The sequence below is a fragment of the Nocardiopsis sp. NPDC007018 genome (assembly GCF_040635075.1).
GTDB lineage: Bacteria > Actinomycetota > Actinomycetes > Streptosporangiales > Streptosporangiaceae > Nocardiopsis.
This window is the reverse complement of record NZ_JBEYHA010000043.1, coordinates 1-23,232: the sequence shown is the minus strand read 5'-3', so window position 1 is coordinate 23,232 and position 23,232 is coordinate 1. Positions and strand designations below refer to the sequence as shown.

General features: G+C 73.1%; 21 protein-coding genes. 13 read left to right on the top strand and 8 right to left on the bottom strand.

What is annotated here, in order from left to right:
* Positions 1-64: 64 nt before the first annotated feature.
* From ABZ635_RS20535 to ABZ635_RS20525, 3 genes are all read right to left on the bottom strand, one after another.
* Positions 65-820: a DUF3027 domain-containing protein gene (locus ABZ635_RS20535; protein WP_357767582.1), complete on the bottom strand. Its 756-nt coding sequence runs from the start codon at positions 818-820 to the stop codon at positions 65-67.
* A 346-nt stretch (positions 821-1,166) separates the two neighbouring features.
* A complete protein-coding gene (locus tag ABZ635_RS20530) occupies positions 1,167-1,550 on the bottom strand; it encodes a cold-shock protein (protein WP_357767509.1) in 384 nt (127 codons plus the stop codon).
* A gap of 523 nt (positions 1,551-2,073) precedes the next feature.
* Complete coding sequence (locus ABZ635_RS20525) at positions 2,074-2,835, bottom strand: hypothetical protein (protein ID WP_357767506.1); 762 nt, start codon at positions 2,833-2,835, stop codon at positions 2,074-2,076.
* 153 nt (positions 2,836-2,988) lie between these two features.
* Here ABZ635_RS20525 and ABZ635_RS20520 point away from each other — a divergent pair, with 153 nt between their 5' ends.
* From ABZ635_RS20520 to ABZ635_RS20500, 5 genes are all read left to right on the top strand, one after another.
* Entirely contained in the window at positions 2,989-5,442 is a 2,454-nt protein-coding gene (locus ABZ635_RS20520; RefSeq protein WP_357767503.1) for a helicase-associated domain-containing protein, read from the top strand.
* A 201-nt stretch (positions 5,443-5,643) separates the two neighbouring features.
* A complete protein-coding gene (locus ABZ635_RS20515) occupies positions 5,644-7,974 on the top strand; it encodes a protein kinase (RefSeq protein WP_357767500.1) in 2,331 nt (776 codons plus the stop codon).
* Positions 7,975-8,050: 76 nt separating this feature from the next.
* Entirely contained in the window at positions 8,051-8,467 is a 417-nt protein-coding gene (locus tag ABZ635_RS20510; RefSeq protein ID WP_357767497.1) for a hypothetical protein, read from the top strand.
* Positions 8,468-8,812: 345 nt separating this feature from the next.
* The gene (locus ABZ635_RS20505) at positions 8,813-9,088 is read left to right on the top strand and encodes a hypothetical protein (protein ID WP_357767494.1); all 276 of its coding nucleotides are present in this window, start codon (positions 8,813-8,815) and stop codon (positions 9,086-9,088) included.
* 172 nt (positions 9,089-9,260) lie between these two features.
* Positions 9,261-10,907, top strand: coding sequence for a DNA repair helicase XPB (locus ABZ635_RS20500; RefSeq protein ID WP_357767581.1), 1,647 nt, complete (start codon positions 9,261-9,263; stop codon positions 10,905-10,907).
* Positions 10,908-10,947: 40 nt separating this feature from the next.
* Here the strand turns inward: ABZ635_RS20500 and ABZ635_RS20495 are convergent, their stop codons facing one another.
* Entirely contained in the window at positions 10,948-11,184 is a 237-nt protein-coding gene (locus ABZ635_RS20495; RefSeq protein ID WP_357767491.1) for a hypothetical protein, read from the bottom strand.
* Between the two features lie 223 nt (positions 11,185-11,407).
* Here ABZ635_RS20495 and ABZ635_RS20490 point away from each other — a divergent pair, with 223 nt between their 5' ends.
* A complete protein-coding gene (locus ABZ635_RS20490; RefSeq protein ID WP_357767488.1) occupies positions 11,408-12,379 on the top strand; it encodes a R2-like ligand-binding oxidase in 972 nt (323 codons plus the stop codon).
* A gap of 85 nt (positions 12,380-12,464) precedes the next feature.
* Here ABZ635_RS20490 and ABZ635_RS20485 read toward each other — a convergent pair whose 3' ends face one another.
* Both ABZ635_RS20485 and ABZ635_RS20480 read right to left on the bottom strand, forming a co-directional pair.
* Entirely contained in the window at positions 12,465-13,052 is a 588-nt protein-coding gene (locus ABZ635_RS20485) for a phospholipid scramblase-related protein (protein WP_357767485.1), read from the bottom strand.
* 11 nt (positions 13,053-13,063) lie between these two features.
* The gene (locus tag ABZ635_RS20480; RefSeq protein WP_357767482.1) at positions 13,064-14,164 is read right to left on the bottom strand and encodes a zeta toxin family protein; all 1,101 of its coding nucleotides are present in this window, start codon (positions 14,162-14,164) and stop codon (positions 13,064-13,066) included.
* Positions 14,165-14,300: 136 nt separating this feature from the next.
* Here ABZ635_RS20480 and ABZ635_RS20475 point away from each other — a divergent pair, with 136 nt between their 5' ends.
* The gene (locus ABZ635_RS20475; RefSeq protein WP_357767480.1) at positions 14,301-14,726 is read left to right on the top strand and encodes an NUDIX domain-containing protein; all 426 of its coding nucleotides are present in this window, start codon (positions 14,301-14,303) and stop codon (positions 14,724-14,726) included.
* Positions 14,727-14,900: 174 nt separating this feature from the next.
* On the opposite strand, the gene ABZ635_RS20470 is transcribed toward ABZ635_RS20475, so the two are convergent.
* A complete protein-coding gene (locus ABZ635_RS20470) occupies positions 14,901-15,770 on the bottom strand; it encodes a type II CAAX endopeptidase family protein (protein WP_357767477.1) in 870 nt (289 codons plus the stop codon).
* A gap of 152 nt (positions 15,771-15,922) precedes the next feature.
* On the opposite strand from ABZ635_RS20470, the gene ABZ635_RS20465 reads away from it, so the two are divergent.
* The 3 genes from ABZ635_RS20465 to ABZ635_RS20455 all read left to right on the top strand — a co-directional run bounded on the left by ABZ635_RS20465 (position 15,923) and on the right by ABZ635_RS20455 (position 20,374).
* Positions 15,923-17,638, top strand: a complete 1,716-nt coding sequence (locus tag ABZ635_RS20465) for an ABC transporter ATP-binding protein (protein WP_357767474.1) — start codon at positions 15,923-15,925, stop codon at positions 17,636-17,638.
* A complete protein-coding gene (locus tag ABZ635_RS20460) occupies positions 17,635-19,527 on the top strand; it encodes an ABC transporter ATP-binding protein (protein ID WP_357767472.1) in 1,893 nt (630 codons plus the stop codon). The genes ABZ635_RS20465 and ABZ635_RS20460 overlap by 4 nt, the downstream gene beginning before the upstream one ends.
* Positions 19,528-19,618: 91 nt before the next feature.
* Positions 19,619-20,374 carry a class I SAM-dependent methyltransferase gene (locus tag ABZ635_RS20455; protein ID WP_357767468.1) on the top strand — a complete coding sequence of 252 codons (756 nt, stop codon included), beginning with the start codon at positions 19,619-19,621 and terminating at the stop codon, positions 20,372-20,374.
* Between the two features lie 133 nt (positions 20,375-20,507).
* On the opposite strand, the gene ABZ635_RS20450 is transcribed toward ABZ635_RS20455, so the two are convergent.
* Positions 20,508-20,795: a hypothetical protein gene (locus ABZ635_RS20450; protein WP_357767465.1), complete on the bottom strand. Its 288-nt coding sequence runs from the start codon at positions 20,793-20,795 to the stop codon at positions 20,508-20,510.
* Positions 20,796-21,195: 400 nt separating this feature from the next.
* On the opposite strand from ABZ635_RS20450, the gene ABZ635_RS20445 reads away from it, so the two are divergent.
* The 3 genes from ABZ635_RS20445 to ABZ635_RS20435 form a co-directional block, all read left to right on the top strand.
* Complete coding sequence (locus tag ABZ635_RS20445; protein WP_357767462.1) at positions 21,196-21,519, top strand: hypothetical protein; 324 nt, start codon at positions 21,196-21,198, stop codon at positions 21,517-21,519.
* Positions 21,520-21,598: 79 nt separating this feature from the next.
* The gene (locus ABZ635_RS20440; RefSeq protein WP_357767578.1) at positions 21,599-22,084 is read left to right on the top strand and encodes an NUDIX hydrolase; all 486 of its coding nucleotides are present in this window, start codon (positions 21,599-21,601) and stop codon (positions 22,082-22,084) included.
* Between the two features lie 191 nt (positions 22,085-22,275).
* The coding region (locus tag ABZ635_RS20435) for a glucose-6-phosphate dehydrogenase (protein WP_357767460.1) at positions 22,276-23,232 on the top strand (957 nt) is incomplete at its 3' end.

Here is a 23,232-nt window from a genome sequence, read left to right as displayed (position 1 = left end):
TGGTGCGACGGGGCCCGTTGCTCAGGTGGATCGGCCCGTGTGGCCGACTCCGTGACGGGTGTCGTCAGGAGTCGCTGGAGACCAGTTCCAGTTCGGTGGTGTCGTCGAAGACGATGTGGTCGTACCCCATCTCGTCGACGACCGGGGCCACCGGCTCGTTCTGCGGGCCGGGGCGGCGAACCTCGGAGTGGGCTCCGCAGCCGTGGTCGAGTGACACGACGCGGCCGTCGTCGGGCGCGTACTCGTTGGTGCACACGCCGAACATCTGGCGCAGCTCACCCGCGAGCGGTGTCAGGAACCCGCAGGTGGCGCAGGCCGCCGGGGCGGCCGTGGCGATGGGGCTGCGCGGTCCGGCCTCGCCGCCGTACCAGCGCTCCGCGGCCTGCTCGCGGCCGACCTCGGAGAGGACCTGGCGTCGGCCGAGTCCCAGCTCCCACACCATCTGCTTGTCCATGCCCTCGGCGTCGAGTTCGCTGTCGGGCACCTGCGCGTAGCCGGGGACGAGTCGCTCGTCGTCCTCGTCGGTGGGAAGCAGGTCCCCCACACCGACGTCGCCCGGGCGCAGCCGCTCCTTCCAGGGCACCCAGTTGGGGGCGACCAGGGCGCCCTCGCCGGGCAGCAGGACCACCTCGTTGACCGTGACGTCCTTGGCGCGCGAGGCGCGGACGACGGTGACCGAGTAGGTCCATCCCGGGTAGGAGGGGTCCAGGCACTGGAAGCAGTGGGTGACCAGGCGTGTGTCCTCGACCTGGGCGGTGAGGTGCTCACCGACCCATTCGGGTCGCCCGACCTCCGCCGCCACCGAGCGGGCCAGATCCACCGCGTCGACACATGCCTTGTCCGGTACAGGAGAACGTCGAGAAGGGCTCACGTTCACCATTCTCACTGATCGCGGGCACCGATTTGACCATAACGCGGGTCAAGGATCGCCCGATACGACCTCTTGACGGAGTCTTGTGCCACCGAAGACGGCGGATACCGGGGATTCGGGCGGTCACCCGCCGTGTTTCCGTGGGTTCAGGACACGAAGTCACACGTTTTTTCGGTCGGCTCAGCGCTGGCGCGATCGAAGGACCCCCGCGACAGCTCGGGGGCGGCGCGGGGCGCCTCCCGGCGCCCTCCACCGCCCCCGACCAGGCCTCACGCGTGGGCCGCGCCTCGCGTCGTCAGGCCTCCAGGTCGTCCGCGACCACGCGCAGCACGGCGGCGACCCGTGCCGCCTCGCGCTTGTCGGGGTGGTGGCCGCGCCGGTAGCCGTTGGACACGTTCTCCAGGAGCTTGATGAGGTCCTCGGTGATGAGCACCATCTCGTCGGGCTTCTTACGCCGGGCCCTGGCGACCGAGTGCTGGGTGTCCAGGAGCCGGACCTGGAGCGCCTGGGCACCCTTGCGGCCCTCGGCCACACCGAACTCGACCCGCTGGCCGGGTGTGAGCCCGGCCGTCCCGGGCGGCAGCGAGGTGGAGTGGACGAACACCTCGCCTCCGTCGTCCCGGGTGAGAAAGCCGAAACCCTTGCCGTCGTCGTACCACTTGACCTTGCCGGTGGGCACGTGGAGACCTCATGCTTTCACTGACGGGCGCGCGCGGCGTCGGAAACGGTGCCGTCCACCTGATTCCCCCGCCCCGGGCGGCCCCTGGTTCCATGGATGTGTCCCCAGGCTAGTGCCGGGGCCCGCCCCTGGCGAGGGGTTATGCGGGTGCGGAGGCGGGACCGCCGGGCGCACGGAACGAGGCCCGGATGCGGCTCACCCGGGCCTCGTGCGTCGACGCCGCCCCCGTCACCGCTGGGTGCGGAGTGTGGGACGGGACTCGGCGGAGTCAGGGACGCCGTCGACGGGCCGGTGCCCGAGCTGGAGGCCGGACCACCTGTCGTGCACCGCCTCGAAGCGACAGCGGCGGTGTAGCACCCATGATGGCCCGCCGGTCCCCGCGGGCGGGGGCGGCAACGGGCCGACCGGAAAAGGCCTTTCCCAGGGTTTGCCAACCAATGACCGAACGGACCGATTCGGGGTCCCGGACCGAGGGCCGCCGTCGCCGCCCCGCTGCCGACCGCGCGCCGTCAGCTCCGTGCCGTCAGCTCCGTGCCGCCCGGTCCGCGACCCGCGCCGATCGGGCGGCCTTCGGAAAGAGGTACAGCACGCACGCCAACGAGGTGAGGCCCAGGGCGGGGACCCCGGTGGCGGGCAGGGCCTGCTGGATGTACTGGTCGACGAACTTCGCCTCGCCCGTCCACAGGGCCGTGCCGACCACGCAGGCCACCAGGGGGAGCCCCACGCCGATCCACTTGTCCCAGGCGCCCCACACCTGGCTGAGCACGACGAGGGCGGCGCCGAGCACCCAGAGGAAGGCCACGTCCCACCAGACCCCGGCGAGGACGAGCATGACCAGGGCCACGGCCTCGGGCGGGTGGTACCGGACCAGCATGAGGCTGTTGCGCGTCACCCCGGGCTTACGGGAGACCCGGCCGTCCATCCGCAGGTCGGTCTGGCTGGGCCCCTCCAACAGGGACATGATCCCCTGGCTGGGTCCGCCCCGCCACGGCGGCGGCGGGCGGTCCGCGTGGCGCGGTTTGGGCGGGATCATCTCGTCGTCCTCCAGGTCGACGGCCCGGCCGGTCAGCTCCTCCTGAACGATGTGTTCGGGGGAGCCGAAGCCCCGCAGGATGCGCCGCACCGTGTCGGCGTCGTCGGAGTCGGCCGCGGCGCGGCGCTCGTCGATGCGCGCCCGCAGGCCGGTGAGGTAGGCGGTCCTCTCCCTGGCCGACACCCGACCGTGCAGCGCGAGACCGACCTCGGAGAGATAGTCGAGTACCAATTGTTCCGAGCGCTGGGTCATGGCCCCATATTGGCCCACATTGACCTGCCTTTTAACCCCGCCCCCCGAATTTCGGGCAGAGAATTCTCCGCCGATACGGTTCGATTCAGCGTGAAGGGGGAGGCGGCGGGAGCGGGTGTGCTCCGCACCGTCCGATCACCTAGCGTTGATCCGATGACCGACTACGCGCCACCCGGGTCCGACCGGGACACGGACGACCCCGGGGGCCCGCCGGGGCGGCCCCCCACGTTCACCTCCTGGCTGCGCTCGCGCTCCGACGACGAGCTGACCGCCCTGCTGGACGCGCGCCCGGACCTGGCCCAACCGGTCCCCGCCGACATCGGCGCCCTGGCCCACCGCGCGACCTCGCGCAACGCCGCGCTGCGCGCCCTGGAACGGCTCGACCGGTTCACCCTCCAGGTCCTGGAGACCGTGGTGGCGCTCGGCGACGACCGGCTCTCCGAACCGGTGGGGGCCCCACCCGACGCGCTCGCGCACGGGCTCGGGCTGACCCCTTCCCACGGGCGCGGCGTCGAGCCGCTGGACTCCGCTCTGGAGACCCTGCTCTCCCTCGCCCTGGTCTGGCCGGACCGAGGCCGTCTGCGACCCGTCCAGGTCCTGCGCGAACTCCTGCCTCACCCCGCCCAACTGGGCCCGCCCGCGCGCGCCCTCCTCGCGGCGCTCCCGCACGACGCCGTCCGGCGGCTGGCCCGCGACCTCGTCCCGCACAGCACCGCCGACTCACCCGTGGAGACGGTCGCGACCGCGCTGTCCGACCCCGACCGTGTCCGCGCCCTGGTGGGGCAGGTCGGGGAGCCCGCCCGACGCCTCCTGGACAACCTCGCCTGGGGACCGCCCAACGGCACCGTCACCGACGCGCGCCGGGAGGTCGCCCTGGCCTCCGCCGCCTCACCCGTCGAGGAACTCATCGCCCGGGGACTCCTCGTGCCCACCGGCGACGACACCCTGACCCTGCCCCGCGAGGTGGGCCTGATCCTGCGCTCCGGAGTGCTGTTCCGCGAGGTCGAGACCGCCCCGCCCGGCTTCGAGGGGCGCCAGGTCCCGCCCGAGACCGTCGTCCGCGCCGCCGCAGGACAGGCCTTCACCGTGCTGCGCGCCGTCGACGAGCTACTGGAGCGCTGGTCCCGGGAGCCCGCCGCCGTCCTGCGCAACGGAGGGCTGGGCGTACGCGACCTGCGCCGGGCCGCGCAGGCGATGGACACCGACGAGGACACCGCCGCCCTGTACCTGGAGGTGGTCCGCGCCGCCGGGCTGATCGGCACCGACCACCGCCTCGCGGGCGAGTGGCTGCCGACCCGCGAGTACGACCTGTGGCGCGAGCGCGCCCCGGAGCGGCGGTGGCTGGTGCTGGCCCGGGCCTGGCTCGGCACGGACCGGGTGGCGGCCCTGACCGGTTCCCGTGACGCGGGCGGCCGCGTGCGCAACGTGCTCGGCCCCGGCATGGTGAGACCCGCCGCGCCGCAGGCCCGCCGCGACGTGCTCACGGAACTCGGCGCGGCCGAGCCCGGTCTGGCTCCCGACGACGACTCGCTCCGGGCCCGGCTGGCCTGGCGCCGCCCACGCCGCCAGGGCCCCGTCTACTCGGAGCTGGTCGGCTCCGCGCTCACCGAGGCCGCGGCCCTCGGCCTCACCGGCATGGGCGCGCTGGCCGAGCACACCCGGCCCCTGCTCACGCTCGACGAGGACGCCGACGACACCGCCGCGCGACTCCTCGCCGCCGAGCTGCCCCAGCCGTTGGACTACGTCCTCGTACAGGGCGACCTCACCGCCGTCGCGCCGGGGCCGCTCGTCGCCGACCTCGCCCGGGAGCTGGCCCTGGTCGCCGACGTCGAGTCCACGGGGGGCGCCACCGTGTACCGCTTCACCGAGGACTCCGTGCGGCGCGCCCTGGACGCCGGACGCGGGGTCTCCGACATCACCGGACTGTTGGAGCGCCACTCGCGCACCCCGCTGCCGCAGGCGCTGCGCTACCTGGTGGCGGACGCGGGCCGCAGGCACGGCAGGCTGCGCACCGGGGCGGCCTCCAGCTACCTGCGCTGTGACGAGCCCGCGCTGCTCGCCGAACTGCTCGCGGACCGCCGGGCCGCCGACCTCGAACTGCTGGCGCTCGCGCCGACCGTGGTGGTCAGCGGCCTGAACCGCGCGGCACTGACCGAACGCCTGCGCCAGCTCGGCTACCACCCGGTGGCCGAGACCGGCGACGGCACGATGCGGCTGGGCCGCCCCGAGGTTCGCCGCGCCGAACCGGAGCCCGTCTCCGCCGTCGAGGGCGCGCCGACCCCCGGGCTCACCCGCGCCGCCGTACGCGCGCTGCGGGCCGGGGACGAGGCCGCCACCGTCGCCCGCGTCCCGGTGTCGCTACCGGAGGGCGGCACCGCCGGTTCGCGTGCCTCCGCCGTCATGGAGGTCCTGGCGGGGGCGGCGGCCGACCGGCGCCGGGTGTGGATCGGCTACACGGACACCGACGGCCGCCAGGTCAGCCGGATCGTGGAGCCGTCCAGCGTGGACGGCGGCTTCCTCACCGCCTACGACACGACCCGGGACGCCGTCCACCGGTTCGCGGTCCACCGGATCACCGGGGTGGCCGAGCTCGCCGACTCCGACTGACCCGGCGCGCCCGCGGCCGCCGCGCGTCCGGGTATGGCCGACCGGCGCGCACCGCCGGGGACCGCTTTCCGGCCGGCCGGAGTCCGGGCCCGGGAGGGCCGAATGGCCGCCATCGGCCACGGACGACGGTCGACGCCGGGCGCGAAGCGGAGAAGATGGGAGGGTTGTGACGGCCGGAGCCAGTGATGGGAGGTAGGCGACGTGCGACCCGTCGGCCCGGGCGATCCCCGGATGATCGGGCCCTACCGCCTCACCCACCTCCTCGGCCAGGGCGGCATGGGACAGGTCTTCCTCGGCCGGACCAGGGGCGGGTGGGACGTGGTCGTGAAGATCATCCGCCCGGACCGCCTGCACGGCAGCGACTCCAGGAGTCCCGAGTACCGCGCCCGCTTCGCCCGCGAGGCCCGGGCGGCCCGCAGCGTCGGCGGTTTCTACACCGCCCACGTGCTCGACGCCGACCCCCTGGCCGAGCAGCCGTGGATCGCGACCGCCTACATCCCCGGGCCCACCCTGTCCCGCGCGGTGCGCGACGACGGCCCGCTGCCCCCGGCGGCCGTCCGCCTCCTGGGCGCGCGCCTGGCGGAGGGGCTGTCCGCCATCCACGCCTGCGGGCTGGTCCACCGCGACCTCAAGCCGGGCAACATCATCCTGGCCGACGACGGCCCCAAGATCATCGACTTCGGCATCGCCCGACCGTTGGACAACACGGCCATCAGCAGCACCGGCCGGGTCTTCGGCACGCTGTCGTTCATGTCCCCGGAGCAAGCCAGGGGCCGGGAGCTCTCCCCGGCGTCGGACGTGTTCTCGCTCGGCACGGTGCTCACCCTCGCGTCCACGGGTGTCAACCCGTACCGGACGGACAGCGCGCCCGCCACCCTCCTGCGCGTGGTGGACGCGCCGCCCCTGCACGCCCTGGAGGGGCTCCCGCCAGACCTGCGGGAGGTCGTCGCCGCGTGCTGGCACCACACGCCGGAGGAACGCCCCGCGCCGGACGACATCATCGCGCTTCTCCACCATGAGGAATCCGGCGCCGAGGAGCCCGGGCCGCCGGAGCCGACACGGGTCCCACCACCGGAGGAAGCGTCTCTCACGGTGGAGCGGACGACCGAACCGGATTCCGTGCCCGTACCACTGCCGCCTCCCGCGCCCGTCCCCGCCGCCGAAACCACCACCGACACCGGAGACACCGGCGACGGCAGCGACAGCGATGGGGACATCACCGGGGTAGGCGAGGAGCAGGGTGCCGCGCGGACCGGCGCAGCCGACACATCGGACGCGACCGGTCCAGGGCACACGACGACGACCGCGCCGCTTCCCGACACGGAACGGTCCGAGCCGGAACCCGAGCCGCAGGGAGACCCCCGTCCGGCCAGGGCCAGCCGTCCGGAGCCCCAGCTACGGCGAACAGCGCGGGTCCACACCACACGACCCGCCAAGCCCCGACCCGCACGCCGGGCCCTGGTCACCTCCTCGGTGGCGCTCCTGGCGCTCATCGGCCTCTCCCTCATCGCCCCCCTCGCCGGATTCCTGGACGGGCCCGCCCCGCACTGGCAGGAGGTACGGGAGGTGGCGTTCGCCCCCGACGCGACCACACTGGCGAGTGTCAGCCGAGACGACGTGCGGATCTGGGACGCCACGAGCGGCGCGGAGCTCCACACCGTCCCGGGGAGTACGGACACCGTCGGCTCGGCGACGTACGCGTCCGACGGCCAGACCCTCGTAACCACCGCGGGCGACACCGCCAGGATCTGGGGCCTCCCGCACGGCCGGGAGCTGGGCGTCCTCACCGGCCATGATGACGCCCTCACCTCCGCCGCGTACGCTCCCAACCGACGCACCCTGGCGACCAGCAGCAGGGACGGGACCGCGCGGATCTGGGACACCGAGAACCAGGAGTCGCGCCACGTCCTCCAAGGGCACGAGGGCGAGGTGACCTCCGTGTCCTACGCACCGGACAGCGCGACCGTGGCCACCACCGGCGCCGACGCCACCGTGCGTCTGTGGAGCGTCTCGACGGGCGAGGAACTCATGGTCCTCCGGGGGCAGGGGGCCGTGAACGGCGCGGTCTTCTCCCCCGACGGAGCGACGCTCACCGTCACCACTGCCAACGGCACCGCACGCGTTTGGGAGATCGAGAGCGGCGACCGACTCCACAACTTCCAGGGGCGCCGGGACATCGGCGTGGTCGCCTACGCACCCGACGGCGGCACCCTCGCCACCAGCGCCGTACCCGGATCGGACCAGACCGACAACGCCGTGCGCGTGTGGGACGTCGAGCGAGGCGAGGAGACCCACGTGCTCGAAGGGCACAGCGACACCGTCACGTCGGTGGTCTACTCACCGGCAGGCACCACCCTCAGCACCTCCAGCTCCGACGGCACCGTACGCGTGTGGGACACCCGCGACGGCGAGGAGCTCCACGTCTTCGGCCAGCACCGGGCCGCTGTCCTCGCGGCTGCCTACTCATCGGACGGCAGGTCCCTGGCGTCCGTCGGCCGCGACGGCGCCGTACTGGTCCGCCGGATCGACTGACCCGCGAGGCACGGAGCTCCGGAGGGCGGGAAGGTTAGAGTGGCGTAGGTCGATCACCGACAGCGAGAGACACCCCATGAGCAACGCACCGCTGCCCCCCGGAGCCTCCTCCCCCCGCGACCGGGCGCGCGAGGACCGCCTGCCCGAGGGCCGGGACCGGGCACCCGAGCGGGAGCGCGACGACGAACGGCGGGGCCCGGCCGGTTCGACCGGCGGCGCCAACAGCTCCACGATGGCGCTCATCCTGCACGCGGTGACCGCCCTGTGCTGCATGAACTGGATCTTCGGGATCGCCGGGATCACCTTCGCGGTGCGCGCAGCGCACGCCCGTGACCGGGGCCGCCCGGACCAGGCCGAGGTGCTCACCCGGTACTCGTGGTACTGCCTGGGCGCGGCGGGCGTGATGTTCTTCGTGATGCTGGTGCTGACCTTCGTAATGTTCACCCAGGCGGGGAACTGGATTCAGCAGATCGTCCCCGTGGTCAACTTCTGACCCCGGATTGGGGCAACGCGTACGGGTTCGTCCGCGTCCCACCCGAGTGGTGCGGGTATGCGACCCACAGGACCGGTGCGCGACGCGAGGGGGACCGAACCAGCGGTGAACGGCGACGGTAGTGATCCGAGGGCGTTCTGGGAGCGGGGGCGGGCCTCCGTCCCCGGTTCGGGGTTGCCCGCCCGTGTGCCCGCACCGCAGGGTCCGGGGGCGCCCACGCGGCCCGGACCGTCGCAGGGACCGGCCCCGGCCGCTCCTTCCGGCGGGCGCCCGCGGCCCGTGTACCCGGCGCCCCGGCGCGGCCTCCCGGCGGGGCCCGCGCGCCCCTGCGGCCCGCCGCCGCGTGTGGGCGGGGCCGTCGCGGCCCTGCTCGTGGCGGTGGGCACCCTCGTGGTCCCGGTGCTCGGCCTCGCCCTGGGCCTGTGGTTCTTCGTCCTGTTCTCCAACGTCCCCGGCATCGTCCTGGGCGTCCTGGCGCTGACCAAGATCCCCGACACGGACGAGGTGGAGCGGTTCATCCGCTACACGTGGGCGAGCACCTTCGCCTACACGGCGTTCTCGGTGGTGATCCTGTTGCCGGTCATGGTGATCACGGTCCTCTTCCTCTATCTGGGCGTCTGACCGGACCGCCCCGGGCGGCGGTCCGGGCGTCCGACCGCGCGAACCCCGGCCCCCGTTCCGCGTCCGACCCGAGACGAGCCCCGTTCCCGGGCATGATCGGAGGGGTTCCCGTGTTGCACATGGGGCCACCCCGTCCCCCGTGCCAGTGCCCGTACCCGCCGGAAGGCTCCGCGTGTCCTGCCTGATCGTCCAGTCCGACAAGACCCTCCTCCTCGAGATCGACCACGAGCTCGCCCCGGAGTGCCGCCGTTCCATCGCCCCGTTCGCCGAGCTCGAACGGGCTCCCGAGCACGTGCACACCTACCGGATCACGCCCCTGGCGCTGTGGAACGCGCGCGCCGCCGGACACGACGCCGAGCAGGTCGTGGACTCCCTCCTGCGCTTCTCCAAGTTCCCGGTGCCGCACTCGCTGCTGGTGGACATCGCCGAGACCATGGACCGGTACGGGCGTCTGCGGCTGGTGGGCGACCCCGTGCACGGCCTGGTGCTGGAGTCCTCGGACCGCGCCGTCCTGGAGGAGGTCGTGCGCGCGAAGAAGGTCAAGGGCATGTTGGGCGAGCGGATCGGCGACGACTCGGTCTCCGTCCACCCCAGCGAACGGGGCAACCTCAAGCAGGCCCTGCTGAAGATCGGCTGGCCCGCCGAGGACCTGGCCGGATACGTGGACGGCGAGGCCCACCGCATCGACCTCGCCGACGGCGACTGGGAGCTGCGGGGGTACCAGCGGGAGGCGGCGGAGAGCTTCCACGCGGGCGGTTCCGGCGTCGTGGTGCTCCCGTGCGGCGCGGGCAAGACCATCGTCGGCGCCGCCGCGATGGCGATGACCGGGGCGACGACCCTGATCCTGGTGACCAACACCGTGTCGGTGCACCAGTGGAAGTCCGAGCTGCTCAGGCGCACCTCGCTGACAGAGGACGAGATCGGGGAGTACTCCGGTACCCGCAAGGAGATCCGGCCGGTCACCATCGCCACCTACCAGGTGATGGCGGCGCGGCGGAAGGGCGTGTACACGCACCTGGAGCTGTTCGACGCCAAGGACTGGGGCCTGGTCGTCTACGACGAGGTGCACCTGCTGCCCGCGCCGATCTTCCGGATGACCGCCGACCTCCAGGCCCGTCGCCGCCTCGGGCTGACGGCCACCCTGGTGCGCGAGGACGGCCGCGAGGGCGACGTGTTCTCGCTGATCGGGCCGAAGCGCTACGACGCGCCGTGGAAGGACATGGAGAACCAGGGGTGGATCGCCCCGGCGGACTGCGTGGAGGTGCGCGTGGACCTCACCGAGTCCGAGCGGCTGGCGTACGCGACCGCCGAGCCGGAGGACCGGTACCGGTTCTGCGCGTCCACGGAGACCAAGACGGACGTGGTGCGGCGGATCGTGGAGGGCCACCCCGAGGAGCAGGTCCTGGTGATCGGTTCCTACATCGACCAGCTCGACGAACTGGGCGAGCGGCTGGGTGCGCCCGTGATCAAGGGCGAGACCCGCAACAAGGAGCGGGAGCGGCTCTTCGACGCGTTCCGAGCGGGTGAGCTGCGCACGCTGGTGGTCTCCAAGGTGGCCAACTTCTCGATCGACCTGCCCGAGGCCGGGGTCGCGGTGCAGGTGTCGGGGTCGTTCGGGTCACGGCAGGAGGAGGCCCAGCGACTGGGCCGGGTGCTGCGCCCGAAGGCGGACGGCCGCACCGCCCGGTTCTACGCGGTGGTCGCCCGGGACACCCTGGACCAGGACTACGCCGCGCACCGTCAGCGGTTCCTGGCGGAGCAGGGGTACGCGTACCGGATCGCGGACGCGGGCGACCTGCTCGCGGGCGAGGAGTCCTGACCGGGGAGGCGGGTCCCCGTTCCGACTGGTCGGGACGGGGTCACAGGGACGGCAGCACGCCGATCACGTAGGTTCCGGCGGCGATGCCCCAGGCGATCAGGGAGTAGCTGAGGGTGCGCGTGCGCAACAGCCGGTCGCCCCGTACCGAGGGCGCGGTGAAGGCGGCCACCAGCAGGGCGAGGCCGAGCAGCGCGGGGATCACCGAGGCCAGCGCGAACAGCTGGGACTGGGCGGCGCACGCGGCGTAGCCGGGACTGCCGGGATCACCACAGAACACGTCGTCCCCCGATCGGATCGTTCATGCGGTCGTACTCCCCCGACCGTACCGTTTCGGCGGGGCCGGATCGCCTGTGCCCGGGGCCGGATACCGGTGGTGACCGGCCGACCGGGGACGACCGAACCGCGTTCCACACCGGGGTGACCCAGGCCACCATCAGACCTTTACACGGGACGTCTCCGTGTCCAATCATGAGGGCAGGACACCCTACGGAGGTACCCCCATGACCGAGGCACCGGCCGTCCGGCCCCGCGACGGCTTCCACTCCCTGCGCGGCGGCGGACTCAACTGGGACTCGCTCCCCCTGAAGCTGTTCGCCAAGGGCAACGCGCGGTTCTGGAACCCCGCCGACATCGACCTCTCACAGGACGCCGAGGACTGGGCGGGGCTCGACGAGCGGTCCCGCACCCGCGTCCTGCGGCTGTGCGCCCTCTTCGTGGCGGGTGAGGAGGCGGTCACCGAGGACCTCCAGCCCTTCCTGCGCGCCATGGCCGCCGAGGGCCGCCTGGGCGACGAGATGTACCTGACGCAGTTCGCCTTCGAGGAGGCCAAGCACGTCCAGGCCTTCCGCCTCTGGCTGGACGCGATCGGCGTCCGCGAGGACCTGCACGGCCACGTGGACGCCAACCCCGCCTACCGCACCCTGTTCCACGAGGAGCTTCCCCGTTCCCTGGAGGCGCTGCTGGCCGACCCCGGGCCCCGCAACCAGGTACGGGCCTCCGTGACCTACAACCACATCATCGAGGGGTCCCTCGCCCTCACCGGCTACTACGCGTGGAACCACGTGTGCACCGTCCGTGACATCTTCCCCGGCATGCGTCGGATCATCCGGCTGATCGGGGCCGACGAACGCCGCCACATGGCGTGGGGCACCTTCACCTGTCGGCGTCACGTGGCCGCCGACGACCGCAACTGGGACGTGGTGCGCGAGCGCCTCGACGAGCTGCTCCCCCACGTCATGGGCACCGTCAGGGACGGTGACCTGCCCTCGGACGACCCGGCCGTCCAGCGCTTCGAGCTCCCGCCCGGGAAGCTCCTGGAGTACGCGGGCGACCGCGCGTTGCGGCGGTTGGGCGCCATCGAGTCCGCGCGCGGGGTGCCGCTGGCGCGGATCGACCTGGACGCCTCGCCGGAGGAGCTGGAGGAACGGTTCGGCGAGGAGGACCGGGCCGCCATGGCCCGGCTGGAGGGCTGAGCGCCCCCGTCGGCGCGGTCGGCCCCTCGCCACGGGCACGGCGGCGGACCGGGGCCGCGTGGACGAGGACGGGACCGCGCCGGGGTCACTTGCCCTCGCGCAGCACCAGGTCGATGGCGATCGCCGACGCCACCACCAGGGTGCGCAGCGGTTCCGGAAGCGAGGGGTAGCGGTGGTGCAGCGCGTAGCTGTCCGCGGCCGTGAAGAGCTCCCCGAGGTCGGGCAGCCTGCGGTCGACCCGGGCGACCTCGTGCCCGTTGTGGTCGTTGATCCGGAAGTCACGGCCGACGAGGTCGCCCTCGATCACCCCGACCTTGCGCTTCCACCCGTCCAACAGGGTGAACTGGGAACCGAAGAACTTCAGGTCCTGTTCGATCGTGCCCACCGGCCGGCCGTCGGGCAGGCTCACGCTGGTGGTCGCCGTCATCCACGACCAGTGCTTGCGGATCACCAGCCGGACGGCGCCGTTCAGGTCGGTGACGTGCACGAGCCGCTCGAAGCCCCCGGTGCTGCGGGACAGCTGCCGCAGCACCTGCACGCCCCCGCTCGCGCCCTGTTCCCGCGCCCACCCGACCTGCCGGCCGAAGGCGTCGAAGACCTCGTAGTCGGAGAGGTCGACCATGAAGCGCTTGGGCTGGCGGACCAGGAGGGGATTGGCGGTGAAGATGTCCATGGTGAGCGATCCTAGGACGCGTCCTCCACGCGCCAGAGCTCGCGTCTGCCCCTTTCGGCCTCCAGCGCGATCCGGCCGAAGGGCTCGGACCTCCAGTCTCCCCCGCTCCGGTGGTTGGCGTACAGGACCTCGCCCTCCCGGGAGAGCACGTACACCGAGTCCGCGAGGTGGTGGGTCTCCAGGAACTCGACGGTGTTGGGCACCCCCAGGTAGAAGCGGTCGTGGTGGATCTCCGGCAGCCAGCGGCCGAACCCCTGGTCGCGGGTGGCGCGCCGGTGGCGGTCGGCGATCGCGAACCGGCTGTTGGAGGTGTGCGTGGCCACGAAGGCGACCTCGACCCGGTACCCGGCCTCCCGGAAGCCGAGGACCCAGGCGGCCGCCCAGTCCGCCCGGCCCAGGGGGTGGCTGCACACGACGTCGTAGCGGCCGCCGCGCACGTGCTCCATGGCCCGCTGGTGCAGTCCGCCGACCTGCCCGGACACCGCCGTGGACGCGGCCCGGTCGTCGGCGGTCATGGCCCACTCGTAGTCGGGGGAGAGCCGCAGCAGGTCGTCGCCGTCGTAGCTGACCGTCCCCCGGGGAAGGACCGGCAGCACGAGGCGTTGGAGGGTGGACTTGCCGGAACCGGGCTGACCGCCGAGGAGCAGCAGACGGGGCCGCTCGCGCGGGGTCCCGGTGAGCCGTTCGCGCAGGGCGAGGTCGAAGAGGGCGTCCAGGTCGGCGTCGCCGAGTTCGCGGCCCAGCGCGCCGGGGTCCGCCCCGTCCGGAGGTCGTACGGGGGCCTCCCGGAGCCCGGCGACGAGGTCGGGCAGGTCCGCGTTGACACGGGCGACCTCGTCGGGGCCGAGGAAGGGGAGCAGTGCCTCCTCCGCCAGCAGGCGCCCGGCGCGTTCGACCAGTGCGGGGTCCGCGTCGCCTCGGGCGAGGCAGGCGCCGATGGCGGCGCTGTAGAGGTTGTAGGCGCGTTCGCGCTCCTCGCGCTGGTGTGCGGTCTGGGGCGGCACACCGCCGCAGGCGCTCTCCGCGAGGAGGGGGAGGACCTCGTCCTCCGGGTGCTCGGCGGAGGGTTCGGGGCCCGCGCCGGGCCCGGTTCCGGAGGGGGAGGGTGTCATGTTCGTCCGCTCTCGCCGTGGCCCGGTGGGGGGGTGGGGCCGGGGGTGTACGCAACCGACTACCCGTCGAGGTTAGTGGCTCAGGTCACCTGTGGACGGCGGTTCCCGGCCGGAGGCTCCGGCCTAAAGTGGCCACATGTCCACGAACTCCGTTTCCCCCTCCTCCTCCGTCATCGAGGCCCTGGCCTGGGTCCACGTGCGCGACGGCCGCCTGCTGTGCGTGCGTTCGGAGGGCAAGGACCTCCTGTACATCCCGGGCGGCAAGCGCGAACCGGGCGAGACCGACGAGGAGGCGGTGGCCCGCGAGACCCTGGAGGAGGTCAGCGTGGTGCTGCGCCCCGGAACCCTCTACCGGGTGGCCGAGATCGACCAGGAGGCGCACGGCCAGGCTCCGGGTACCCGGGTCCGGCTGATCTGCTACGGCGGCGAGCACGATGGCGAGATCACCCCCGCGAACGAGATCGACGAGGCCGTGTGGATCTCCTACGAGGAGCGCCACCGGTGCGCCCCGGCCGTGCGGGACCTGGTCGAGCTGCTGCACACCCGGGGCGAGCTGCCCTAGCCGCCGCCTCGGGGCCCGCGTCCGCCGGTGTCCCTCGATTTCCGGTGTCCCCTCGATCGCCGGGGAGAGGCACCACGGTTGCGGGAGCACCCGTCCGGTCGCCGTTCGGTGCACGTCGGCCACCGCCCCCGTGCGCCCGGTCGGAGCCGTCCGGCCCCCGACCGGGCTTGGAGTTCAGGACGCCGTCCGCCCCGCCGCGCCCGGGTCGGGCACCTGACCGGCCCAGGTACCGGTGTCGCGCAGGAACAGCATCGCGACGGTGACACCGAGCGCGAACGGCAGCAGGAAGACGGTGCCCATGACCGTCTCCATGCCCCGGACCTCGAACAGGTCCCAGCTGAGGAGCCCCTGGGCCGCGACCTGGAAGGCCAGGTGGAACCCCACGCAGGCCCAGACGTTGCCGGTGATCACGCGCAGGCAGCCCAGCACCACACCCATGCCGAGGAAGAGCGGCAGCCGCTCGGCGAGGACGTCCCACCCACCGGTGAGGACCCACAGACCGGTCCCCCACAGCGTGAACAACGCCGCCTGCGCGAGCAACGCCACCCAGGCGGACACCACGGTGTTGAGGTTGCGGAAGAGGTACCCGCGAAAGATCAGCTCCTCCGGCAGCGCCTCGTAGAGCAGCACCAGGACGGTGAGGACCGCGAGGGACAGCACGATCTCCGTCAGGGGCGCTACCGGGGTGATCGAGACCCCCAGAGCGAGGGCGACCCCCAGGCCCACCACCGCGGGCAGCAGCCAGGACAGCGCTCCGACGAGCAGCGGCCACCAGGCCTCACGCGGACCGGTCAGGCGCAACCCCGACCACGGACGGCGGTCGAGGAAGCGGCGGGCAGCCCACACCAGCGCCGTTCCGAGGACGGCCACGACGACGGCGTTCGCCCAGTGTCCGGCGTTGCCCCCGCCCGCCGGTTCGGGGAACAGGCCGTTGGCCAGGAGCAGCGCGGACCACAGCAGGACGGCTCCGGCGGTGACCGCCACCACGCGGACGGGAAGGCTCGGACGGGCGGACCCGACCTCACGGGAGGAGGTGTCGTTCATGGGTCCAGGCTCTCGCTCCGCCCCCGACGGACGCCATCGGGGAACACCCGGAGAGCCCCCTGAAACGGGCGGCACCCGCCCCTGAACGCCTCGTGGTCGAACGCGAGAAAACCAGTGGCCCGCTCCGACTCCGCTGGATAGGTTCGGTAACCGTGCGCGCACTACCCCAGCCTCCGGGTGACCCGGACCACCGCTCCGCCGACCGCTTCCTGATCTGGATCGCCCGCAAGGAGTGGCGTTCCCTCCTGTGGGCGTCGGCGACGGTCTCCGTCACCCTGCTGAGCGCCGTCCTGGTCTCCCACCTGCTCGGCGCGGCCCTGGACTCCGGGCTGGACGAGGGAGGCACGTCCGCCCTCCTGTACTGGTTCGCGCTGATCGCCGCGTGCGGCCTCGCCTCGGCGGCCACGATCCCCCTGCACGAACGCTCCGCCTCCTTCAACTGGTACGCCACCGCGTACCGGACGATCCAGCTCGTCACCCGTCGCGCGTCCCGGCTGGGCCCCACGCTGACCCGGCGGCTGCCGAGCGGTGAGGTGGTGGCGGTCGGCACCGACGACATCGAGCAGATCGGCGAGTTCTACGAGCGCTCCAACATGCTGGTGGCGTCGCTGGTCTCCATCGTGGTCGTCGCCTTCCTGATGCTCTCCTCGCACGTCGTCTTCGGAATCATCGTGCTGGTGGCGGTACCGCTCATCATCGCGGGCATGGTCCCCCTGCTGCGTCCGCTCAACCGGCGCACACACGCGCACCGCGACCGGCAGGCCGAGCTCACGACGCGCGCCACCGACCTGGTCTCCGGCCTGCGGGTGCTGCGCGGGGTGGGCGGTGAGCGCACCACCGGCGAGCGCTACCGCGCCGAGTCCCAGCGGGTGCGCGCAGCGGGAGTCCGGGTGGGGTGGATGGACGCCGCCCTGGAGGCGGTCCGCACCCTGTATCCGGGCCTGCTGCTGGTGGGGATCGTCTGGTACGGCGCCCGACTGGCGCTGGTCGGTGAGATCACCGTGGGTGAGCTCGTCGCCTTCTACGGCTACACCGGCGCGCTGGCGGCCTCGGTCCGCTTCGTCATGCTGGTGAGTTCCTCCCTGGTCTCCGCGCGGGTCGCCGCCGCCCGCGTGGTGCGGGTGCTGGGTATGGAGCACGACCTCACCGACCCCGAGGTCCCCGCCCCGGCCCCCACCGGCCCGTACGACCTGCGCGACCCGGCCAGCGGTGTGCTCCTGGCGCACGGGCGGGTCACCGGCGTGGTCTGCGCCGACCGGGCCGACGTGGGTCCCCTGGTGGAGCGGCTGGGCCGTTACCGGGACGGCGGCGCCGAGCTGTCGTCCGTCCCCCTGGACCGGCTCCCTCTGAGGGAGGTGCGCCGCCGCGTGCTGGTCGCGGGCAACGACGCCCACCTGTTCTCCGGGCGGCTGCGCGACGAACTCGACCCCCGCGCCGACCACACGGACGGGGGCGTGACCGCCGTGCTGCGCGCCGCGTCGGCGGAGGACGTGCTCGCCCAGTCCCCGCTGGGTCTGGACGTCGAGCTCACCGAACGCGGCCGCGAGTACTCCGGCGGTCAGCAGCAGCGCCTCCGGTTGGCCCGCGCCCTGCTGAGCGACCCCGACGTGCTGATCCTCGTCGAACCCACCTCGGCTGTGGACGCCCACTCGGAGGCGGCCGTCGCCGAACGCCTCCGGGGGGTTCGCGCCGACCGCACCACCGGTGTGGTCACCACCAGCCCCCTGCTGTTGGACCGGGCCGACCACGTGCAGTTCCTCGTGGAGGGCCGTGTGGTGGCCGAGGGCGCCCACCGGGACCTGCTCCGCACCCACGACGGCTACGCCGCCACCGTCCTGCGCACGACGCTGGAGGAGGAGAAGGTATGACCCAGACCAGCGACCCCCGCACCCGCGCCCCGGGGCGGTCCCCCGCACCGCCGACCGGTCACGGCACCGGCACCACGCGTCCGGGCGGTCCGCCCACCGCCCCGGTCGACCCGTCCGCCCTTCCCGTGGCCTCCACCTCGGCGGTGTGGCGCAGGCTCCGTCTCGCGGGCCGCGAGCACGGAGTGCTCCTGTCCCAGGTGGTGGCGTTGTACGCCCTGGCCACGGGTGCGGCTCTGGTGGCCCCGTGGGTGCTCGGGCTGATCGTCGACGCCGTCCGCGAGGGCACCACCCCGGGACGCGTGGACGCCATGGCCGTGGTCATCGTGGTCTCGCTGCTGGCGAACGCCGCCCTGCTCCTGGGCGCGGTGGCCCAGTCGATCCGGCTCGGTGAGGGGCTGCTGGCCGAGCTGCGCGAGGAGTTCGTCCGGGCGGTCCTGCGGCTGCCCCTGGGAACCGTGGAGCGCGCGGGTACCGGCGACCTGGTCGCTCGGACCGGCCGCGACATCAACGCGCTCAACTACATGGTGCGCGACTCGGTGCCGCAGATCGCGACCGGCGTGGCGACCGTCCTGGTCATCCTGGTCGCCCAGGCGTTCCTGCACCCGGCGCTCCTGCTCGCGTGGGTGCCGTCCGTCCTGGTGATCTGGGTGAGTACCCGCTGGTACGCGCGGCGGGCCCCGGACGGGTACCTCGCCGAGATGGGCACCTACTCCCGACTGACGCAGGGCGTGAGCGACACCGTGGAGGGGGCGCACACCCTGGAGGCCCTGGGCCGACAGGAGTGGCAGGACCTGCGCACCGACGCCGACGTGCACCGCGCCTACCTGGCGGAGCGGTACACGCTCTGGTTGCGGACGGTGTGGTATCCGCCGCTGGAGTTCTCGTACATGTTCGCCTCGGCGACGACCTTCCTGGTCGCGGGTCTTCTGCACACCCAGGGAGAGATGTCCCTGGGACAGATCGCCACGGCGGTGTTCCTGACCGTGCAGATGGCCCGCCCCCTGGAGCACATGATCGACCAGATCGACAACGTGATGGTGGGATTCACGGCGCTGCGCCGCCTACTTGGGGTCCAGGACACCGAGGAGCCCGTGCGTCCGGCGGCCGGTTCCGGGGGCGCCCCCGGAACCGGCGGAGCCGACACCGGCGAACCGGGTGCCGTGGAGATCCGCGGCGTCCGGTTCGGCTACGTCCCCGGCAAGGAGGTGCTGCGCGGGGTGGACCTCGACCTGCGCCCCGGCGAGCGGCTCGCCATGGTGGGCCCCAGCGGTGCCGGGAAGTCCACTCTCGGCAAGCTGCTGGCCGGGGTGTACCTGCCGGGGTCCGGGACCGTGCGCGTGGGTGGCGGGGACCTCGCGGCGTCGACCCCCGAGGAGCGTCGTGAACGCGTGATCCTGCTCAGCCAGGAGAGCCACGTGTTCCGGGGCACGGTCGCCGAGAACCTCGCCCTGGCGCTGGAGGACGAGCACGTGGACCGCGACCGGTTGTGGCGAGCCCTGGAGGCGGTGGACGCCGACTCCTGGGTGCGGGCGCTGCCGGAGGGGCTGGACACCCGGGTGGGCTCGGGCCAGGAGGCCCTCGACCCGGCCCACGTGCAGCAGCTGGCCCTGGCCCGCGTGGTGCTGGCCGACCCGCAGGTCCTGGTTCTGGACGAGGCCACCTCGATGATCGATCCGCGTTCGGCCCGCAGGTTGGAGGGCTCGCTCGCCGGGGTCCTGGCGGGGCGCACCGTGGTGGCCATCGCCCACCGCCTGTACACCGCGCACGACGCGGACCGCGTCGCGGTGGTGGACGGTGGGGAGATCGTCGAGCTCGGCACCCACGACGAGCTCCTGGCCCGGGGCGGTTCCTACGCCGCGCTGTGGCACGCCTGGCACGGCGAGGGCTGAGTCCGCGGGGCCCGGGGGCCGGGGACCGCACCGGCACCGACCCGCCGAAAACCGGTGGACACGGCGTCCCCGTCCGGGTGACACTGCGCGGATGACCACCCCGGATATTCCCCCCCTGTACCGCGACGTCGACTTCAACGGCCCGCTCAACGACGAGCGGGCCGTCCGGCTGATCCGCTCCCTCGGCCCGCTGGAGGGCCGCCACCTGGTGGACATCGGCTGCGGCTGGGCCGAGCTCCTGCTGCGTGCGCTGGCCACCGCGCCCACCGCGACCGGCTTCGGCATCGACCTCAGCGAGGACTACGTGCGGTTCGGCCGCGCCAACGCCGAGGAGCGCGGTCTCGCCGACCGGGTCGAGCTGGTGGCCGGGGACGCGGGCGCGTGGCGGGGCGGGCGCGCGGACGTGGTGCTCAACATCGGTGCTAGCCACGTCTGGGGCGGCGACCCGGTGACGCACACGGCCAACGCCCTGGAGGCCCTGGCCGACCTGACCCGCCCGGGCGGCCGGGCAGTGTTCGGAGAGTGCTTCTGGAAGCGGCCGCCGACCGACGCGGAGATGGCCGCCATGCCGTCCGTCCCGCGCGCGCAGCACCGCCCGCTTCCGGAGTTGGTGGACTTCGCGCTCTCCCACGGCTTCCGGCTGATCGCGCTGGCGGAGACCACCGTGGACGAGTGGGACGAGTTCGAGAACCTGCACGCGTTGGGCTGGGAGGACTGGCTGGCGGAGAACCCCGGTTCCCCCGACTTCGACGAGGTCCGCGACCGGGCCGACCGACACCGTCACGCCCGTGTGCACGGCCAGCGGGAGACCCTCGGCTTCGCCTACCTCACCCTCCTGCGGGTCTGAGGAGGCGTCCGTGCGGGCTCCGGCGGTGTTCCCGGAGCCCGCTCCCGACCGCGTGCGTTGGTGTGTGGGCACTCGGCGCCCAGGGTCGGGAGGTCACGGGAGGAGGGGCGGGCGGCACGACGGCGGCGGAGCGTCAGAAGAAGCGCAGGCGCTCGCGCTCCTGGCGCTCGGCGTTCTCCACGTACACGTGGCCGCCCTCGGCCATGACCGACTCCAGGTACGCGTACACCTGGAGCGCCCGGTTGATGACGTCGGTCTGGGTGTCACCCGTGGCGGCGACGGCCTCCTCCAGCGCCTTGGTGGAGCGCGCGGTGAGGTTGACGGTGACCCGCGCCGACGAACCGGCGGGCCTTCTCCCGGCCGGACGTCCCCGCCCCTGGGAGGAGTCGGTCAGTTCCGTTTCCGTGCTGTGGGACGACATGGCGCGACCTCGCTCTGTGACGTGACGACGGTGGGCTCGAACAGCGGGAAGACGCGTGGAACGCGGCCTCGCGCGAGGGCACGGAGCCGGAACCCACCGCTCGCCGACTCCGGCCATTCCCGCCCCCGATCCCGATCGCATCTTTGGTAAGGCTAAGAAGACCCTAACAGATGCCTGTCGTGAAGGGAAAATACATCTTCTCGCATCATGTTTGATGCATGAAAACAGCCTCCATGCTACGATCCCGGCGTGGACACTCGGCGCTCCGGCGTCATCGGCGCCTGCCCCGGACCCACCGGCCCGGGCGCGGCACCGCCCCCGTACGCCAACGTCTGGAGGTTCGTTCATGGGAGATCCCCGAGGCCGGCTCCCGCAGGAGCGGCAGGCTCGGGAAGACCGCGTGAGGGAGATTCGTCTGGACGACGAACCCCCGCGCGCGAGAGCGGACGTCGACATCGACCGGACCCCCTTCACCTACCGGATGGAGGCGGGCATCGGCTCGGGAGGGCTCTGGGCCCGGTTCAGGGCGAGGACCCGCGCGGGCTCAGCGGCGGAACGGGCCTCGGCCGCCCTCCTCGTCCTGGGCGGCACCGTCCTCCCCCCTCTCACACTCGGAGGCCTGGCCCACGTCGCCGGGGCTCCCGCCGCCGCCACTCTGGCGGTGGCCGGGGCGGCCTGGCTGGTCGCCACCCTGGTGGCCCTGCGCGTCACCGGGCCGCGGTGACGCCCCGGGAGCCCGCGCCCCGGGCCCGGGCCGCCCGTGCCCCCGGCGTCCGTCCGGATACGGTCGGCCCGTGAGCTCCATGGGACCCGTGACCTTCGCCGACCTGGACGAGGCCGCGCGCCGAGCCGGGATCACGCGGTTCTCGGCGGGCGCGATCGTGCACCGGAACGCGCGGAGTGAGATCCTCCTGCTCCGCCGCCGCGACGACGACACGTCCTTCCCCGGCGCGGAGAGCCTGCCCTCGGGCGGGGTCGACCCCGGGGAGACGGTCCTGGACGGCTTGGCCCGGGAGCTACGCGAGGAGATCGGTCGGCCCGGCGGGCCGCTCCCCCTGGACCCCTTCGTGACCTGGTTCGACTACGTGTCCCGGCACGGGTTCCCCAAGCGCCAGTTCACCTTCGCCCTCCCCCACGACGGCGCGGAGGTGGTGCTCTCCGACGAGCACACGGCGTACCGGTGGCTTCCCGCCGAGGAGTACGCGGCCAGCGACCTCACCCCGCAGGTGGGGGCGGCGGTCCGGGCCTGGCTCGACGCCACGGGCGCGGATCGCCCTCCCCGCCCCTAGACCCCCCGACCGGGCCCGCTCCGACCGGCGGATCGGGGTCGAGGTGGCCCTGGACCCCGAGCACCTCGTGAACTCTGGGACCTCGGCGGCCCGGTCACCCTTTCTTGGCCCGCCCTTGGGCGCGTCACCGGTGCGAACCGGGTACCGCCACCGTGCGCGGACCGCGCACCGGCAGCCGACGGGGGGACAGCATGACCACGGGACCCAACGCCGACACCCTGGTGATCTTCGGGGTGACCGGGGACCTCGCCCGCAAGTACCTCATGCCCGCCCTCTACCACCTGGCCACCCGGGAGGAGCCCCGCACCCGGATCGTGGGGGTGGCCCGCTGCGACTGGGACACCGAGACCCTGCGGCGCCGCACCCGCGAGGCCGTCACCGAGCACCTCGCCGAGACGGACTCCGAGCGCGGCACCACCGTCGACGAGGCGGCCCTGCGCTCCCTCACGGACCGGATGACCCTGGTCGCCGGTGACCTCAACGACCCCGGCACCTACGCGGACCTGGCCGCCCTCCTCCCCGAGGGTTCGCACACCGCCCACTACCTCGCGGTACCACCCGCCCTGTTCACGACGGTCGCCCGCTCGCTCGCGGAGGCGGGGCTGCACCGCGACAGCCGTCTGGTCGTGGAGAAGCCCTTCGGGCACGACCTCGCCTCGGCCCGCGAACTCCACCGGGCGCTCCTGGACTGCTTTCCCTCGGAGAGCCTGTACCTGGTCGACCACTTCCTCGGAGAGGAACCGATCCGCGGACTTCCGGTGACCCGGTTCGGCAACACCCTGTTGGAGCCCGTGTGGAACCGGACGTACGTGGACAACGTGCAGATCACCATGGCCGAGGACTTCGGGGTGGACGACCGGGGCTCCTTCTACGACGCCGCCGGGGCGGTCCGGGACGTGTTCCAGAACCACCTCCTCCAACTGTTCGCCCTGCTCACCATGGACGCCCCGGTGACCACGGGCGCCGTCGCGCTCAAGGACGAGAAGCTGCGTCTGCTGCGGGCCGTGCGCACCCTCGAACCGGCCGACGCCGTCCGGGGCCGCTACGACGGCTACCTGGACACGGAGGGGGTGCGGCCCGACTCCACCTCGGAGACCTTCTTCGCGCTGCGCATGTGGGTGGACAACCGCCGCTGGTCGGGGGTGCCG

Bases quoted from the DNA above. Each gene is read 5' to 3' on its own strand.
- ABZ635_RS20525 (WP_357767506.1), bottom strand. From the start codon at position 2,835: ATGACCCAGCGCTCGGAACAATTGGTACTCGACTATCTCTCCGAGGTC.
- ABZ635_RS20520 (WP_357767503.1), top strand. From the start codon at position 2,989: ATGACCGACTACGCGCCACCCGGGTCCGACCGGGACACGGACGACCCC.
- ABZ635_RS20510 (WP_357767497.1), top strand. From the start codon at position 8,051: ATGAGCAACGCACCGCTGCCCCCCGGAGCCTCCTCCCCCCGCGACCGG.
- ABZ635_RS20490 (WP_357767488.1), top strand. From the start codon at position 11,408: ATGACCGAGGCACCGGCCGTCCGGCCCCGCGACGGCTTCCACTCCCTG.
- ABZ635_RS20485 (WP_357767485.1), bottom strand. From the start codon at position 13,052: ATGGACATCTTCACCGCCAATCCCCTCCTGGTCCGCCAGCCCAAGCGC.
- ABZ635_RS20480 (WP_357767482.1), bottom strand. From the start codon at position 14,164: ATGACACCCTCCCCCTCCGGAACCGGGCCCGGCGCGGGCCCCGAACCC.
- ABZ635_RS20475 (WP_357767480.1), top strand. From the start codon at position 14,301: ATGTCCACGAACTCCGTTTCCCCCTCCTCCTCCGTCATCGAGGCCCTG.
- ABZ635_RS20470 (WP_357767477.1), bottom strand. From the start codon at position 15,770: ATGAACGACACCTCCTCCCGTGAGGTCGGGTCCGCCCGTCCGAGCCTT.
- ABZ635_RS20460 (WP_357767472.1), top strand. From the start codon at position 17,635: ATGACCCAGACCAGCGACCCCCGCACCCGCGCCCCGGGGCGGTCCCCC.
- ABZ635_RS20455 (WP_357767468.1), top strand. From the start codon at position 19,619: ATGACCACCCCGGATATTCCCCCCCTGTACCGCGACGTCGACTTCAAC.
- ABZ635_RS20450 (WP_357767465.1), bottom strand. From the start codon at position 20,795: ATGTCGTCCCACAGCACGGAAACGGAACTGACCGACTCCTCCCAGGGG.
- ABZ635_RS20440 (WP_357767578.1), top strand. From the start codon at position 21,599: ATGGGACCCGTGACCTTCGCCGACCTGGACGAGGCCGCGCGCCGAGCC.